Source organism: Mesorhizobium sp. M0045, assembly GCF_040323385.1.
Lineage (GTDB): Bacteria > Pseudomonadota > Alphaproteobacteria > Rhizobiales > Rhizobiaceae > Mesorhizobium.
Genome location: NZ_JAMYUY010000003.1, coordinates 345,113 through 360,627 on the forward strand (window position 1 = coordinate 345,113; position 15,515 = coordinate 360,627).

Here is a 15,515-nt window from a genome sequence, read left to right on the forward strand (position 1 = left end):
TATCACGTTAGGATTTCTTTCTATTATTTTGGACATTTGCCTGAGCGGCTGACTTATTCGGGACGTCAACCCCCATGCTTCTCCAAAAACTGATTGGCCGACAGTTCCCGAAAATCGTCGAGCGCGGCGCGCAGCCGGGCGTGATCCCAATCCCACCAGGCGAGCGCCTGGTAGCGCTCCGCGGTGCGGCGGTCGAAGCGTTCGCGGATCGGCTTGGCCGGTACGCCGGCGACGATGGTGTAGGGCGCGACGTCCTTCGACACCACTGCGCCGGCGCCGACTGCCGCTCCATCGCCAACAGTAACACCGGGCAGGATGGTCGAGCCATGGCCGAGCCAGGTGTCGTGGCCGATGGTGACGCGTTTGGCGCGGCGCTGGGCGAAGAATTCGCTCTCGTGCTCGGCGTCGTCCCAATAGTCGGACGCGCGATAGGTGAAATGGTGCAGCGTCGGCCGCCAGGTCGGATGGTTGGTGGCGTTGATGCGCACATTGGCGGCGATGTTGGCGAATTTGCCGATCGTCGCGCACCAGACGCCGCAGTCCTGCATCATGTAGGAATAGTCGCCGAGCGTGCTTTCGGAAACCCGGCAGCGCTCGGCGATCTCGGTCCAGCGGCCAAGCGTCGAGTTCTCAACTTGCGCCGTCTCGTGGATCAGCGGTGCCTCCGACAGTTTCCTCGTCATGCGGCGATTTTTCCGGCGGCGAAGGCGGTCACGTCGATGATACGGTCGGCCACCGCCTCGCGCACGTCGTGGTCGTGGAAGATGCCGAGCAAGGCGACGCCCGAGGCCTTCTTGGCGGCGATCAGGGAAATCACCACGTCGCGGTTCCTTGCGTCGAGCGAGGCGGTCGGCTCGTCTAGCAGCAGGATCGGATGCTCGGTGATGAAGCCGCGCGCGATGTTGACGCGCTGCTGTTCGCCGCCGGAGAACGTCGCCGGCGGCAGCGCCCAGAGTTTTTCCGGCAGGTTCAGCTGCGCCAGCAAGGCACGTGCCTTGCCGCGCGCGACCTCACGCTCCTCGCCGCGCTCGACCAGCGGCTCGGCGACGACATCGAGCGCCGAGACACGCGGCACGGTGCGCAGGAACTGGCTGACATAGCCGATGGTAAGCCGGCGCACGGCAAGCACGGTGCGCGGGCTGGCAGTTGCGAGATCGATGAGCCCGCCCTCGTGCTGGACGATGATCTGGCCTTCATCGGCGGCATAATTGCCGTAGAGCATTTTCAGGATCGAGCTCTTGCCGGCGCCGGACGGGCCGCCGAGCACGGCGCATTCGCCGGCCCTGATCGCGAACGAGACGCCGGCGACGACCGGCAATTTGATGCCGTCGCGCAGATGCATGGTGAAGCTCTTGGCGACGTCGGAGACAACGAGCGGGGTTGCCATAGTCACACCTGCAGAATGGAAGAAACGAGAAGCTGGGTGTAGGGCGCGCGCGGATCGTCGAGGACGCGGTCGGTGAGGCCGCTTTCGACGACGCGGCCGTCCTTCATCACCATCATGCGCTGCGACAACAGCCGCGCCACGGCGAGATCGTGGGTGACGACGATGGCCGCCAGGCCGAGATCGGTGACCAGGCCGCGCAACAGATCGAGCAGGCGCGCCTGCACCGAGACGTCGAGGCCGCCGGTCGGCTCGTCCATGAACACCAGCCGCGGCCCGGTGACGAGGTTGCGGGCGATCTGCAGGCGCTGGCGCATGCCGCCGGAAAAGGCGCGCGGCTCGTCGTCGATGCGGTCTTCGTCGATCTCGACGCGCGACAGCCAGTCGACCGCCGTCGCGCGGATTTTGCCGTAGTGACGGTCGCCGACCGCCATCAGCCGCTCGCCGACATTGGCGCCGGCCGACACCGTCATGCGCAGCCCGTCGGCGGGGTTCTGATGGACAAAGCCCCAGTCGGTGCGCATCAAAAAGCGGCGCTCGGCCTCGCTCATGCGATAGAGCTCGCGGAATTGGCCGTCGCGCATGCGGTAGCTGGCGGTGCCGGAGCTGGGCAGTAGCCTTGTCGACAGGCAGTTGAGCAAAGTGGTCTTGCCGGAGCCGGATTCGCCGACCACCGCCAGCACTTCACCCGGCCAGAGGTCGAAGGTGACGTCCTCGCAGCCGACGCGCGAGCCGTAGAATTTGGACAGCGCCGAAACGCGCAGCAGCGGTTCGTCGGTCATTGTGCCGGCTCCGTTTTTTCCAGGGCAAGAGGGGTTTCAGGCGCAAGATGGCCGCGATGGCCTTCGGCCCGCCGCTTCTCGCAATGATCGGTGTCGGAGCAGACGAACATGTGGCCGCCATGGTCGTCGAGGATAACTTCGTCGAGATAGACGTTCTCGGCCGCGCACAGCGCGCAGGGCTGGTCGAAGGTCTGCACCTCGAACGGATGGTCCTCGAAGTCGAGGCTGACCACATCGGTGAAGGGCGGCAGTGCATAGATGCGCTTTTCGCGGCCGGCCCCGAACAATTGCAAAGCCGGCGAACGGTGCATCTTCGGATTGTCGAATTTCGGCGTCGGCGACGGGTCCATGACATAGCGGCGCTCCACCTTGACCGGATAGGCGTAGGTGGTGGCGATGCGGCCATGTTTGGCGATGTCCTCGTAAAGCTTGACATGCATGAGCCCGTATTCCTCCAGCGCATGCATCTTGCGCGTCTCGGTTTCGCGCGGTTCGAGAAAGCGCAACGGCTCGGGGATCGGCACCTGATAGACCAGCACCTGGCCGGCGCTCAGCGGATATTCAGGGATGCGGTGGCGAGTCTGGATGATGGTCGCCTTCGCCGTCTCGGTGGTGACAGCGACATTGGCGACCTTCTTGAAGAAGGCGCGGATCGAGACGGCATTGGTGGTGTCGTCGGCGCCCTGGTCGATGACCTTCAGCACATCGAGGGGACCAATGATCGAAGCGGTGACCTGCACACCGCCGGTGCCCCACCCATAGGGCATCGGCATTTCGCGCGAGGCGAACGGCACCTGATAGCCAGGGATGGCGATACCCTTGAGGATCGCCCGGCGGATCATCCGCTTGGTCTGCTCGTCGAGATAGGCGAAGTTGTAGGTGGCGATGTCGGTTGGTTGTGCGGTCATTCCGCGGCCTCTCTCTTCTCTTCGGCCTTGCCGGCGTTTTCGCGGGCGTCGTGCTCGGCGCGCATGCGGCGCACGAGGTCGAGCTCGGCTTGGAAATCGACATAATGCGGCAGCTTCAGATGCTCGACGAAGCCGGTCGCCTGGACATTGTCGGAATGCGAGATGACGAACTCCTCGTCCTGGGCGGCGGCGACGACATCCTCACCCAACTCCGAGGCACGCAGCGCGCGGTCGCATAGCGCCATGGCCATCGCCTTGCGCTCGCTCTGGCCGAAGACAAGGCCGTAGCCGCGGGTGAATTGCGGCGGCGCCTTGGCCGAGCCCTTGAACTGGTTGACCATCTGGCACTCGGTGACGCGGATACTGCCGAGCGGCACTGCGAAAGGCAGTTCCGGCACGTCGAGCTCCAGCTCGACCTCACCGATACGGACCTCACCGACGAAGGGATGGTTGCGCGCATAGCCGCGCTGGGTGGAATAGCCGAGCGCCAATAAAAACCCCTCATCGCCGCGCGACAACGCCTGCAGGCGGATGTCGCGCGCCATCGGGAATTCGAGCGGCTCGCGGGTGATGTCGCCGGGGACATGATCTTCAGGCATGTCGCCGTCGGATTCGATCAGGCCCTCGCGGGCGAGGATCGCCGACACGCGCGGCATGGCTTCCGCTTCGCCGGCACGCTGCTCCGGCTCGGCGACTTCGCCGCCTGCAGCAAGCTCGGGATCGAGCAGCCGGTGGGTGTAGTCGAAAGTCGGGCCGAGCAACTGGCCGCCGGGCAGGTCCTTGTAGGTGGCCGACACGCGCCGCTCGACCAGCATCGTGCCGGTGTCGACCGCCCTGGTGTAGCCGAAGCGCGGCAGCGTGGTGCGGTAGGCGCGAATGAGGAAGATCGCCTCGATCATGTCGCCGCGCGCCTGGACGATGGCGAGTGCCGCCAATTCCGTGTCGTAGAGCGAACCTTCACTCATCACCCGGTCGACGCCGAGCGCCAGCTGCTCGACGATCTGGTTGAGGCGAAGTGCGGGCACCGAACGATCGCCGCGCCGGCGGTCGGCGAGCAGTTTGTGGGCGTTGCGAATGGCCGCTTCGCCACCCTTTACCGCGACATACATCCTATGCCTCCATCATCTTGATGCGCGTCGTGCGCGGCAGGCAGGCAATTGCTTCGGACGTGGCGAGGATGATGTCGACGCCACGCGGAAAGCGCTGGTTGTTCTGCTTCCATTGCTCGACGAAATGGCGCGGCATTTGCGCCGGCGCGATCGTCGCCGTCTTCTCGATGCCCGGGCCTTCGAGCAGCAGCGGAGCGCCGGAGACAAGATCGCTGACCTCGAGGATCAGCGTCGTGGAGCGATCGGGATAATCCTGGGTGCCTTGCGAAAACCCGTCGAGCGCCATCATCTCGGCCGGGGTGGCGATCAGCGCGAAATGCGCGTCGGCCGATGTGTTGGCCAGCGGCGCGCCGGTATGGAAGCCAAGCCAGGATTTCACCGTCGCTGAAGCCTGCAAGGCGGGGTCGAGCCAGAGCGGCGTGTCGTTATCGCACAGCGCCAGCGCAATGGCGCCCGCGGTGGCTGACAGCGGCGTCGGTGGATGGGTAAAGACCGGCAGGGGCTGCAGTGTGCCCGGCCGCGCCATCGCGTCCATCACTGCGCGGAAGACCGTCTGGGCGTCGAACACCGGATCGGCAAAGCCGCCTTCGATCGCTTGGGTTGCGATGTCCATCAGTCTTCTCCGCGTACCATGGTGAAGAAATCGACCTTGGTCGCCGCCGTCTCGGCGCGGCGCTGGTCACGGGCCTTGGCCAGTGCCGCCCGCAAGGGCGCGACGAGCCTGGCCTCGACCTCGTTGCGGTGAGCCGGGTCCTGCCAGAGCGCGTCGGCGATTGCCGCCAGCCTTGCCTTCTGCTTGTCGCGGCCGAGCGCATAGCAGTGGCCGACCTGTCCGGAGGCGAGCCTGACGGTGGCGCGGGTGACCGTCGCCTCGCCAACGTTGAACGGCGCGCCGCCGCCACCGATGCGGCCACGCACGGTCACCAGGCCGGTTTCGGGGCCGCGCAGGAGTTCCGCCTCAGAAGGCAGGCCGGCTTCGTTCCACAGACGGACGATATCGTCGCCGGTCGATTGCGCCAGCGTTGTCATAACGGCCTTGCGCTCAGCCTGATCGCGCGCTTCCTGTCCTCGCATGGTTAACACTCCCTTGCATCGACACTTGTCTATTGATATAGACAATTATACAAATTATACCTATTATCTAATGCGTGTCTATGACGGGTGCATGACAGGGCGAGAAGAGGGGGCGCAAAGGTTGGGGCAGAAAATGATCGGACAAGCCAACAGCATCGAGCGGCGCAGCGGTGTCGCGCTGTGGCGGCAGATCGCCGATCAGATCCTGCATTCGATTGCCGTCGGCGATTTTCCCGAAAATGCGGCGTTGCCGCCGGAGGTGGCACTTGCCGAGCGCTATGGCGTCAACCGCCACACCGTCCGCAGCGCCATTGCAGCGCTGGTGCAGGAGGGTGTGCTCAGGGCAGAGCAGGGGCGCGGCACCTTCGTGCTGTCGCGCAGGCGGCTGTCATATCCGATCGGCGCCCGCACCCGCTTTTCCGAAGGATTGCAAGGACAGGCGTCCGAGCGGCATATCACCTTGCTTGCATCATCGGTCGAGCCTGCCAACCGTCGTGTGGCAGAGAGCTTAGGCCTTGCAAAGGGGGCCGACGTGATACGTCTGGAAACGCGCGGCGAAGCCGATGGAATGCCGGTGTCCCGCGCTGCCGGCTGGTTCGATGCCAGGCGCTTTGCCGGCATCGATGCTGCCATGGCGGAAACCGGTTCGATCACCGCATCGCTGGCACGTTTCGGCATTGACGACTATCTGCGGCAATCGACGGTGCTGTCGGCGCGCCATGCGGATGCCGCCGACCTTGCGGACCTCGACCTGCAGCCCGGCGCCATCGTGCTGGTGACGGTCGCCGTTAACGTCACGCCCGACGGTCAGCCGATCCAGTTTTCGGAGTCGCGCTTCCCGGCCGAGCGGATCGAGCTCAAACTATCGGCGCTCTGAGATGCGCCAGCCCTGGCATCATCCGACCTGGATAACCGCCTTGATCAGGCCGGACTTCTCATGCGCCCAGCGGGCAAGATCGTGCGGCGTTTCGCCAAGCGTCGTGCGGTGCGTGACGAGCTTTGCCAACGGCACCGCGCCGTTGCGGATCGAGGCGGCGACATGGTCGAAATCGGCACGCAGCGCGTTGCGGCTGCCGATCAGCATCATCTCGCGCTTGTGGAATTCGGGATCGGAAAAGGCGATGTCGTCCTTGACGACGCTGACCAGGACCAGCGCCCCGCCATGCGCGACATGGGCGAAGGCCGACTGCACCGACTGGGTGTTGCCGGTGGCATCGAAAACCATGTCAAAGCCATCGCCGTCGGTTGCTTGCCGCACCAGGTCCGCAGCAGCGCCCTGCGAGCCGTCGAGGGTCGCGAAGCCGAGTTCGCTTTCGGCGAAACTCAGCCTCTCCGCACTCATGTCGAGCAGCGTCACGTCGAGCCCGGCGATGCGGGCGAACAGCGCCGTGCCGAGCCCGATGGGGCCCGCGCCGATGACCAGCGTGCGCGCACCTGGATCAGCCAGCGAGCGCCGCACGGCATGCGCGCCGATCGCCAGGAATTCGACGGCAGCAGCATCGGCCAGCGACAAGCCGTTTGCCGGATAGAGATTTTGCGCCGGCACCAGAATTTGCTCGCACATGGCGCCGTCGCGGTGGACGCCGAGCACCTCGATCTTAACGCAGCAATTCGGCTTGCCTTGCCGGCAGGCGATGCATTTGCCGCAGGCGAGATAGGGATTGACGACCACCGGTTCGCCGATTGCCAGATCGACGCCCTCCCCAACCTCGATCACGGTGCCGGAAACTTCGTGGCCCATGATGCGGGGATAGGCGAGGAACGGGTGCTTGCCTTCGAAGATGTGATAGTCGGTGCCGCAGATGCCGACATGGCTGACGGCGACCAGCGCCCAGCCGGCCGGGGGCGCGCCAGGCGCCGGACGATCTTCGAGGACAAGTTCGCCGGGCGAGCGGCAGACGACGGCTTTCATGCTTCAATCCAGTCGGTTCATGGCACCGCCGGCTCTGCTGTCGCGAGGCCGGCGGTTGTGGGGAGGCGGTCTATTTGCCGCGGCGGCGCAGCCCGTCGAAATAGACGATGACGATGATCAGCACGCCGGTGATGATGCGCTGCCAGAAGGCGTTGACGTTGAGCAGATTGGCGCCGTTGTTGATGGTGGCAAGGATGAAGGCGCCGAGCAGCGGCCCGTGAACTGAGCCGACAGCGCCGAACAGCGAGGTGCCGCCGATCACCGAGGAGGCGATCGCCTGCAATTCCCAGCCCTCGGCTTGTGTCGGATTGCCGATGCCGATGCGCGAGGCAAGCAGCACGCCGACGAATGCCGCACACAGCCCCGACAGCGTGTAGGCCATGTAGATGGTGCGCTGGACGTTGACGCCTGACAGGCGCGACGCCTCGGCGTTGGAGCCGACCGAGAACAGATAGCGGCCCCAGCGGCTGTGGTGCAGGAAGATGTAGGCCGGGATGCCGACCAGGATCACCATCCAGAACAGATTGGGGACGCCGAGGAAGGAACTGCGCGAGAACGTCTGGAAGGCGTCGTTGTTGATCGAGATCGAGTTGCCGTTGGTCATCAACAGACCGATGCCGCGCAGCGAGGTCAGCGTCGCCAGGGTGATGATGAAGGGCGGCAGGCCCATCTTGACGATGCCGAAGCCGTGGAACATGCCGATGGCGACGCCGACCAGCAAGGTGATCAGGATGGCCAGGAAAACCGGTGTTCCGGCGTTGATCAGCATCGCGACGATGACGGTGGCGAAGCCGACCACGGCGCCGACGGAAAGGTCGATGCCGCCGGTGATGATGACGAAGGTCTGGCCGACCGCCAGGATGGCGATCATCGACCCTTGCCGCAACAGGTTGGAGATGTTGTTGGCCGAGGCGAAGCTCGGCGTCGCCACCGACAGGATGACCCACAAAAGAACCAGCAGCGCCAGCAGTGTCAGCCCGAAAAGGGCGTTGTAGTTGCGTTTCGGCCTTTCGGCAGCGATCGCCTCGGTGCTCATATCCGTCCTCCCGGTCTTTCTTGTTTCTCGGCCAGCGCCTGGGTGAGGATCTCCTCGTGATCAGCGGTCCGAAACCCGTGCGTAGCCACCAGTTTGCCGCGCCGGAACACATGCAGCGTGTCGGCGAGTTCATAGACCTCGGGCAGGTAGGACGAGATCAGGATGATGCCGGCTCCTTTGGATAGCAGCGCGCCGAACAGGCGGTAGATCTCGGCCTTGGTGCCGACATCGACGCCAACAGTAGGCTCGTCGAAGATGAACAGCTTGGCGCCGTGGGCGAGCCATTTGCCGATGACGATCTTCTGCTGGTTGCCGCCGGACAGGCTGGAGGCCAGGGCGCTGCGTGTCGGCGTCTTGATGCGCAGGTCGGCGATCTGGCGATCGGCTTGCGCCTTTTCCTGCGCGCGCGAGATCAGCAGATTGCTCGAGATGCGCTTGTAGATCGGCAGATTGAGGTTGAGCCCGACCGGCAGGTTGAGGCAGAGGCCCTGGTCGCGGCGGCTTTCGGGGGCCAGCGCCATGCCGAGCCTGATCGCGTCATGTTCGGAATTGACCTTGACCTCCTTGCCCTCCCAGAGGATCTGGCCGGCCGATTTGCGGTGGCGCCCATAGAGCGTGGTGACGAACTCGCTGCGCCCGGCGCCGATCAGGCCATAGAGGCCGACGATCTCACCGGCACGGACGGACATCGAGACATTCTCGAAGCCCTTGCCTGACAGGTTCCTGGCTTCGACGATGGTCGCGCCAGGGGTGAAATGCTCCTTGTGGTAGACCTGCTCGATCGAGCGGTTGATCATCATCTTGACCAGCTCGGCGTCATTGGTCTCGGCAATGTTCCTGGTGCCGACCAGCGTGCCGTCGCGCAGCACCGAGACGCGGTCGGCGAGCTCGAACACTTCTTCCATGCGATGGCTGATGTAGATGATGGTGACGCCTTCGCCCTTCAGCCGGCGGATCAGCGTGAACAGCTGGTCGGCCTCCTTGCGGGTGAGATAGGCGGTCGGTTCGTCGAAGATCAGGAATTTGGTGCCGCGCACGGTGGCGCGGGCGGCGGCGATCAGCTGCTGCTGGCCGATGGTCAGGTCACCCAGCATGACATGCGCGGGCAGGTCGAAGCCTAGGTCGTCGATGATCTTCTGCGCCTGCCTGACCATCGCCCGCTGCTGCAGGATGCCGAAACGTGCATCCTCCTCGCCGAGGAACATGTTGGCGGCGACGGTGAGATGGCGGCACAGGACCACTTCCTGATGCACGGCATTGATGCCGAGTGCCATCGCCTCATGCGGCGTTGCCAATGCGGCAGGCTTGCCCTCCCAGATGACGTCGCCGGAGGTGCGCGGCATGACGCCGGTCAGAAGCTTGATCAGGGTGGATTTGCCGGCGCCGTTCTCGCCGACGATGGCGTGGATCTCGCCGGCTTTGAAGGCGAGGTCGACCGGCTTCAGCGCGTGGGTGCCGGGATAGCGTTTTTCCAGGCCGCGGAGTTCGAGGATGGTCCTGCCCGGTTCCAGCGTTGGGGCCGGATGGAGTTCCTGCGCCGTCGACATCATGACAATCCTCCCAGATTGGCCCGCCAGATGGCCTGACGATTGGCGCGAGTGGGATGTTTCCGGGGCAAAGGCCCCGGAAACAGTTCACTTGTGGCGATGCTCAGTCGAGCTTGGGGTTGAGCAGCGCGTCGATCTTCGGATCCTTCATGTTGGCTTTGGTGACCAGGTTGGCGCCGGTGTCGACATTGGCCTCGACCTTCTCGCCCTTCGAGGCGGCGAGCGCCGTCTTGATGCCGTCATAGCCCATCCGGTACGGATCCTGAACGACGAGAGCCGAAATGACGCCGTCATTGAGGAACTTGATCAGCTTCTCGTCGCTGTCGAAACCGACCAGCGCGACCTTGCCGGCAAGATTGTTCTCGGCGATCGCCTGACCGACGCCCTGCGCCATGATCAGATTGGAGGCGAAGATGCCCTTGAGGTTGGGGTTGGCGGTGATCAGGTCGGTGGCGATATTGAGGCCGGTGGTGGCCTGGCCGTCGGCGTATTTGTCGGCGACCAGCTTGAGGCCGGGATATTTGGCCGCGAGCTGTTCCTTAAAACCCTGGGCGCGCTGTTCGAGCGAGCCGGCGCCCGGAAGTGCGGTGATCAGGGCGACGTCGCCCTCGATCTTGCCGCCATTGGCTTCGCCGATGGCTGCGGCAAGGCCGTCAGCAGCGACGCGGCCGCCCTGGATGTTGTCGGTGGTCAGGAACGAGGTGAAGGCCTTGGAGTCGGCGCCGGAGTCGATACCGATGATCTTGACCTTGGTGGCGGCCTCGTCGATCGGCTTGCCGAGCGCCTTGGCTTCGGTCGGCGCGATGACGACGGCGGCCGGGTTGCCGGCGACGGCATTCTCGAGGATCGAGATCTGGCCGTTGACGTCGGTCTCGGCCTGGGCGCCGAGCTCCGGCACGTTGACGCCGAGATCCTTGCCGGCCTTGCGGGCGCCGGCCAGAACGATCTGCCAGTAGAAGGACGTGGTGTCCTTGACGATGATCGGAATGGTCACGTCGGCCGCGGATGCCGGAGCCGAATGCATCACGCCGGCAAGCATCGACGCGGCTGCGAGTGCCACGAAGGCGCGGCGGTTGAGAATGCTGGTCACGAATTTCATTAGGAGTCCTCCCTAAGTCGCCCGGTGAATGTTACGGAAGCTCCATTCGGATGGCGCGGCCCAAACGGAACTTTATCAATAAAAAACATTTACCGTATTTTGATAGTGCATCATCTCGGTCGGCGCAAGCGCTGTTTGATGGCCGCTTCGAATGGCTGGATGGAAGATATTTTCTGTCGGAACTCCGCTGCCAATCTGCTTCAATATCCAGCATGGAATATTAATTCCATCAACCAGTCAATATGGAATGTACATTCGTTTTTGGCGGTGTACGAACTGTGACACCTGGCGCTCACGTCAGGTGCTCGCGACTTCCCGGGTGCTAAGGCTTAGAGCGTCGCGCCGAGATGCCACGGCACGAACTCGTTGTCGCCGTAGCCGAATTCCTCGCTCTTGGTCTTGCGGCCCGAAGCTGTCTCGACGATCAGCTCGAAGATCTCGCGGCCCATGCCGGCAATGGTCTTTTCGCCCGAGGCGATGACGCCGCAATTCACGTCCATGTCCTCTTCCATGGCGTGGTACATGGTCGAGTTGCTGGCGACCTTGATCGACGGCGTCGGCCGGCAGCCGAAGCAGGAGCCGCGGCCGGTAGTGAAGACGATGACGTTGGCGCCGCCCGCCACCTGGCCGGTGGCCGAGACCGGGTCGTAGCCGGGCGTGTCCATGAACACCAGCCCGTGCCCGGTGACCTTCTCGGCATAGCCGAAGACACCGTTGAGCGGCGTCTGGCCGCCCTTGGCGACCGCGCCGAGCGACTTTTCCAGGATGGTGGTCAGGCCGCCGCGCTTGTTGCCCGGTGAGGGATTATTGTCGATCGATGCGCCATGTTTGGCGACATGGTCTTCCCACCATTTCACATAACCGTCGAGCTTGGCGGCGATCTCGGGGGTTGCGGCGCGATAGGCGAGCAGGTGCTCGGCGCCGTAGATCTCCGTCGTTTCGGAGAGGATGCCGATGCCGCCGACGCCGGCCAGGATGTCAACCGCGGCACCCAGCGCCGGATTGGCGGTGATGCCGGACATGCCGTCGGAGCCGCCGCATTGCAGGCCGACGACGATCTCGCTGACCGGGATCGGCTCACGCTGAAGCTTGCCGACCTCTTCGGCGATCTCGGCCAGCACGACCAGCGCCTTCTCGACCGATTTGCGCGAGCCGCCGGCTTCCTGGATGTTGAAATGACGTTTTCCCGCGGCAACGCCCTTCTGGCCATAGAGGGTGAGCTGGTTGACCTCGCAGCCGAGCCCGACCATCAGCACGCCGCCGAAATTCGGATGACGGGCATAGCCGGCCAGCGTGCGGTGCAGCACCATCATGCCGTCGCCCGTGGCGCTCATGCCGCAGCCCTGGCCGTGGACGATCGGGACGAAGCCGTCGATGCCGGGATATTGCGGCAGAAGCGTGCGGTTCGCCGCGTCAGCGATGGCGTGGCAGACGGTGGCCGAGCAATTGACGCTGGCGAGAATGCCGACGAAGTTGCGCGTGCCGGCGCGGCCGTCGGCGCGCCGGTAGCCCATGAAGGTGCGGGCGCGGTCGGCCTCGGTCGCATGCACCGCCTCGCTCGGCGGCACCACCGGCAAACGCCCGCTTTCGAAGACCAGATTGTGCGAATGGACATGCTCGCCAGCCGCGATGTTCTGCGTGGCGCGGCCGATCGCCTGGGCGTATTTGACCACGGCTTCGCCGGCCGCAATCGGCTTGATCGCCACTTTGTGGCCCGGCTCGATCAGCGCGGCGGCGACGGCGCCGCCCGGCAGCACGGTGCCGATCTCGATGCGGCCATTGGCGACCGCGACATTGTCGGCGGGAGACAGAAGAATGCTGTTTGCGGCGTTCACGGGAGCTTCCTGGGTGTGTTCCTGGGTGCGCGAGCGGATTGACACGCGGCTCTTAACATATAATGTCTTTTATCGTGAAAAAACATTTTTGCGTCAATTGTTTTTTCGCCAGAGCGCGACGCGTCTTTTGGATGCGTGAAGTAGGCTCTACAACCAAGACTAGCGTTGCGCACGGTGTTTTGCGAAGCGATTCCGATTTCATGCGCGCGAAACGCTTCAAACCGGCCGCAATCGCCAATGCGCCACGGGGCAGGGGATGTCGAAGAGCAACAACGTTTACAAGGACGCTTATAATCGCGGTCTGAGGCTGCTCGACGAAACCAGGAGCCTGCCTTCGGAGCCGGAACTGGGTACGCTGCTCGGCGTCAGCCGCACGACGGTCCGCACTATCCTTGCGCGCATGGAAGAGACCGGGCTGATCGACTGGAACAAGCGCAGCAAGACGGTTCTGCGCGAGCCGCGGCCGGATGATTTCTTCCCCGAGGAAGAAACCGACACGCTGGCCGAGATCATCGAGCGTTCCTTCATGCGGCGGCTGCTTGCCAGCGGTGCCGAAGCCGGAATGCAGATCAACGAGCTCGAGCTGGCGCGCGAGATCGGCGTCGGCACTACCAGCGTGCGCGAATTCCTGATCCGCTTCTCGCGCTTTGGGCTGATCGAGAAGCGCCGCAACAGCCACTGGGTGCTGAAAGGCTTTACCCGCGCCTTCGCGCTGGAGTTGACCGAGATCCGCGAAATGTTCGAACTGCGCTCGGCCGCAGCCTTTGCCGCTCTGCCCGAGGACAGCCCGGTGTGGGCCGACCTCGACCGCCTGGAGGACGAGCATCGCCTGCTGGCGCGTGAGATCGCCGTGCGTTTCAACGAATTCTCCGAGCTCGACGAGCGCTTTCACCGGCTGATCCACCGGGCGTCGCACAACCGCTTCATCGTCGATTTCTACGACGTCATCGCCATGATCTTCCACTACCACTACCAGTGGAACAAGGCGCAGGAGCGGGAGCGCAACGAAGTCGCGGTCCAGGAGCATCTCGCCTATATCGCCGCGCTCAAATCGCGCGATCTCGCCAAGGTCGACGCCGCCTGCCGCAAGCACCTGAAATCGGCCCGCCACACGCTGCTGACGTCCATTCCCGAGGGCAGGCAGCCGCAACGCGCGTGATTGTGTTGCGTTGCCGCAGCAACGTTTTGGCGATTTTCCGGCCGCCGGCTCCGTGCTAGAGAGCTGACGTTGCTGCGTGAAGAGGCTGGTTCTTGACCATACGCCGGAGACGATGGAGCATGCCGGTCGCGTTCGCCGCGGCGTGGCTTTTCGTGCTCCAGTCGATGTTCGGCGCGTTTGCTTCAGGCAGCGAGCCGAACGCCTCGCAATTGGATGCTTTCGGCAACACGATCTGCACCCATGACGGTGCGGCGCAACTCCCCGCCGGCGATCCGCATCAGCAGCACATGCCGGCTTGCTGCATGCTTGGCTGCAACCTCGCTTCGGCGGTCTACGCCCCGCCCGATGCCGCCGGGAGCCTGGCTCGCAGCCTCTCCGTCGAAACCATCGCCTTTTTCCTGCCGGCCTTCCGGCATCGCGATTTCGCCCGCGCCCGCACTCCGTCCAATCCGCGCGCACCACCGGCGACGGCCTGATCCGTTCTGGTTCGCGCCGCGCAACCCTTTGCCGGCGCGTTTATCGACATCGTTCGCGACCGGCCATCGGCGCGGTCCCTTAAAATCCACGGAGCAATCATGTCTCATTATTTTCGCGCTGCCGCATCCAGTCGCAGGCGCTTCGTACTGGGTCGTTTCGAGCAGCGTCTCGGCGTCGCCCTTTGCGTTCTTGCCCTCCTGTTCGCCAGCGTCCGGATCGTGTTGGCACACGAGTTCAAGCTTGGCGATCTCGAGATCGGGCACCCCTGGTCGCGCGCCACGCCAGCCGGTGCCAAGGTAGCCGGCGGCTACTTCACCATCACCAACACCGGCAGTGCGCCGGATCGCCTGCTGTCGATCACCTCCGACATTTCGGCCAAGGCCGAATTGCACGAGATGGGCGTCAGCAATGGCGTCATGACCATGCGGCCGGTCAGCGGCGGCCTCGAAATCCCGGCTGGCGGCAAGGTCGCATTGGCGCCCAACGGCTATCATTTGATGTTCATGGATTTGAAGCGGCAGCCCAAGGAGGGCGAAATGTTCTCCGCAACCCTGACCTTCGAAAAAGCCGGGCCCGTGCAGATTGAATTCGCCGTGCAGGGCATCGGCAGCGCGGCGCCGCAGGACGACCACTGACTTGGCCGCTTCGAGAGGTACCATCATGAAGAAATCTCTTTTGCCCGGCTGCGTGCTTTTCGTCCTCGGGACTGGCGCGGCCTTTGCCCACATCACGCTCGAAACGCCGGAGGCGGCGGTAGGCTCGACCTACAAGGCGGTTCTTCGGGTGCCGCATGGCTGCGAGGGCAAGGCGACGACCGCGCTGCGCGTGCAGATCCCGGAAGGCGTGCTTTCGGTCAAACCGATGCCGAAGCCGGGTTGGACGCTGCAGGTCAAGAACGGCAAATACGAGAAGTCCTACCAGCTCTACGGCCAGGCAGTGACCAGCGGCGTCAAGGAGATCGACTGGAGCGCCGGCAGCCTGCCGGACGAATTCTACGACGAATTCGTCTTTCGCGCGACGCTGGCGTCCGACCTGCCGGCAGGCCAGACGCTGCATTTCCCGGTGGTGCAGGAATGTGACGGCGTTGCCGATCGCTGGATCGAGATTCCGGCGGCCGGGCAGGCTGAGGACGCGCTGGAATTTCCGGCGCCCGGCCTCAGGCTGCTGCCGAAGTGAGCTCCAGCGGCGCGCTT

The 15,515-nt window shown here is 64.2% G+C and carries 17 protein-coding genes; 5 read left to right on the forward strand and 12 right to left on the reverse strand.

Annotated features, from left to right (window positions below):
* Positions 1–65: 65 nt before the first annotated feature.
* From NKJ72_RS06710 to phnG, 7 genes are read right to left on the reverse strand one after another with little or no spacing between them, the layout of a single operon-like run.
* Positions 66–683: a DapH/DapD/GlmU-related protein gene (locus NKJ72_RS06710; RefSeq protein ID WP_352476351.1), complete on the reverse strand. Its 618-nt coding sequence runs from the start codon at positions 681–683 to the stop codon at positions 66–68.
* Positions 680–1,387 carry a phosphonate C-P lyase system protein PhnL gene (gene phnL / locus NKJ72_RS06715; protein WP_352476352.1) on the reverse strand — a complete coding sequence of 236 codons (708 nt, stop codon included), beginning with the start codon at positions 1,385–1,387 and terminating at the stop codon, positions 680–682. Before phnL ends, NKJ72_RS06710 begins: the two co-directional genes overlap by 4 nt.
* A 2-nt stretch (positions 1,388–1,389) precedes the next feature.
* Complete coding sequence (phnK, locus tag NKJ72_RS06720) at positions 1,390–2,166, reverse strand: phosphonate C-P lyase system protein PhnK (protein WP_352476353.1); 777 nt, start codon at positions 2,164–2,166, stop codon at positions 1,390–1,392.
* On the reverse strand, positions 2,163–3,074 hold the full coding sequence (locus NKJ72_RS06725) for an alpha-D-ribose 1-methylphosphonate 5-phosphate C-P-lyase PhnJ (RefSeq protein WP_352476354.1): 912 nt from the start codon (positions 3,072–3,074) through the stop codon (positions 2,163–2,165). Before NKJ72_RS06725 ends, phnK begins: the two co-directional genes overlap by 4 nt.
* The gene (locus NKJ72_RS06730) at positions 3,071–4,183 is read right to left on the reverse strand and encodes a carbon-phosphorus lyase complex subunit (RefSeq protein WP_352476355.1); all 1,113 of its coding nucleotides are present in this window, start codon (positions 4,181–4,183) and stop codon (positions 3,071–3,073) included. Before NKJ72_RS06730 ends, NKJ72_RS06725 begins: the two co-directional genes overlap by 4 nt.
* 1 nt (position 4,184) lies before the next feature.
* Positions 4,185–4,796, reverse strand: a complete 612-nt coding sequence (gene phnH, locus NKJ72_RS06735) for a phosphonate C-P lyase system protein PhnH (protein WP_352476356.1) — start codon at positions 4,794–4,796, stop codon at positions 4,185–4,187.
* Positions 4,796–5,257 (reverse strand): phosphonate C-P lyase system protein PhnG, encoded by a 462-nt coding sequence (gene phnG, locus NKJ72_RS06740; RefSeq protein ID WP_352476357.1) that lies wholly within the window; start codon positions 5,255–5,257, stop codon positions 4,796–4,798. Before phnG ends, phnH begins: the two co-directional genes overlap by 1 nt.
* A 133-nt stretch (positions 5,258–5,390) precedes the next feature.
* On the opposite strand from phnG, the gene phnF reads away from it, so the two are divergent.
* Positions 5,391–6,134: a phosphonate metabolism transcriptional regulator PhnF gene (gene phnF, locus NKJ72_RS06745; RefSeq protein WP_352476358.1), complete on the forward strand. Its 744-nt coding sequence runs from the start codon at positions 5,391–5,393 to the stop codon at positions 6,132–6,134.
* Positions 6,135–6,152: 18 nt separating this feature from the next.
* Here phnF and NKJ72_RS06750 read toward each other — a convergent pair whose 3' ends face one another.
* From NKJ72_RS06750 to NKJ72_RS06770, 5 genes are all read right to left on the reverse strand, one after another.
* Entirely contained in the window at positions 6,153–7,169 is a 1,017-nt protein-coding gene (locus NKJ72_RS06750; protein ID WP_352476359.1) for a zinc-binding alcohol dehydrogenase family protein, read from the reverse strand.
* Positions 7,170–7,239: 70 nt separating this feature from the next.
* Positions 7,240–8,205, reverse strand: a complete 966-nt coding sequence (locus tag NKJ72_RS06755; RefSeq protein ID WP_352476360.1) for an ABC transporter permease — start codon at positions 8,203–8,205, stop codon at positions 7,240–7,242.
* The gene (locus NKJ72_RS06760; RefSeq protein WP_352476361.1) at positions 8,202–9,755 is read right to left on the reverse strand and encodes a sugar ABC transporter ATP-binding protein; all 1,554 of its coding nucleotides are present in this window, start codon (positions 9,753–9,755) and stop codon (positions 8,202–8,204) included. Before NKJ72_RS06760 ends, NKJ72_RS06755 begins: the two co-directional genes overlap by 4 nt.
* Positions 9,756–9,855: 100 nt before the next feature.
* Positions 9,856–10,851, reverse strand: coding sequence for an ABC transporter substrate-binding protein (locus NKJ72_RS06765; protein WP_352476362.1), 996 nt, complete (start codon positions 10,849–10,851; stop codon positions 9,856–9,858).
* Positions 10,852–11,180: 329 nt separating this feature from the next.
* Positions 11,181–12,686: a UxaA family hydrolase gene (locus tag NKJ72_RS06770; RefSeq protein ID WP_352476363.1), complete on the reverse strand. Its 1,506-nt coding sequence runs from the start codon at positions 12,684–12,686 to the stop codon at positions 11,181–11,183.
* 256 nt (positions 12,687–12,942) lie between these two features.
* Between NKJ72_RS06770 and NKJ72_RS06775 the strand changes: the two genes are divergently transcribed.
* The 4 genes from NKJ72_RS06775 (at position 12,943) to NKJ72_RS06790 (ending at position 15,498) form a co-directional block, all read left to right on the forward strand.
* Positions 12,943–13,845, forward strand: coding sequence for a GntR family transcriptional regulator (locus NKJ72_RS06775; RefSeq protein ID WP_352476364.1), 903 nt, complete (start codon positions 12,943–12,945; stop codon positions 13,843–13,845).
* Between the two features lie 119 nt (positions 13,846–13,964).
* Positions 13,965–14,321, forward strand: a complete 357-nt coding sequence (locus NKJ72_RS06780) for a DUF2946 family protein (protein WP_352476365.1) — start codon at positions 13,965–13,967, stop codon at positions 14,319–14,321.
* Between the two features lie 99 nt (positions 14,322–14,420).
* Positions 14,421–14,957 (forward strand): copper chaperone PCu(A)C, encoded by a 537-nt coding sequence (locus tag NKJ72_RS06785; RefSeq protein ID WP_352476366.1) that lies wholly within the window; start codon positions 14,421–14,423, stop codon positions 14,955–14,957.
* A gap of 25 nt (positions 14,958–14,982) precedes the next feature.
* Positions 14,983–15,498, forward strand: coding sequence for a YcnI family copper-binding membrane protein (locus NKJ72_RS06790; protein ID WP_352476367.1), 516 nt, complete (start codon positions 14,983–14,985; stop codon positions 15,496–15,498).
* Positions 15,499–15,515: the final 17 nt, after the last annotated feature.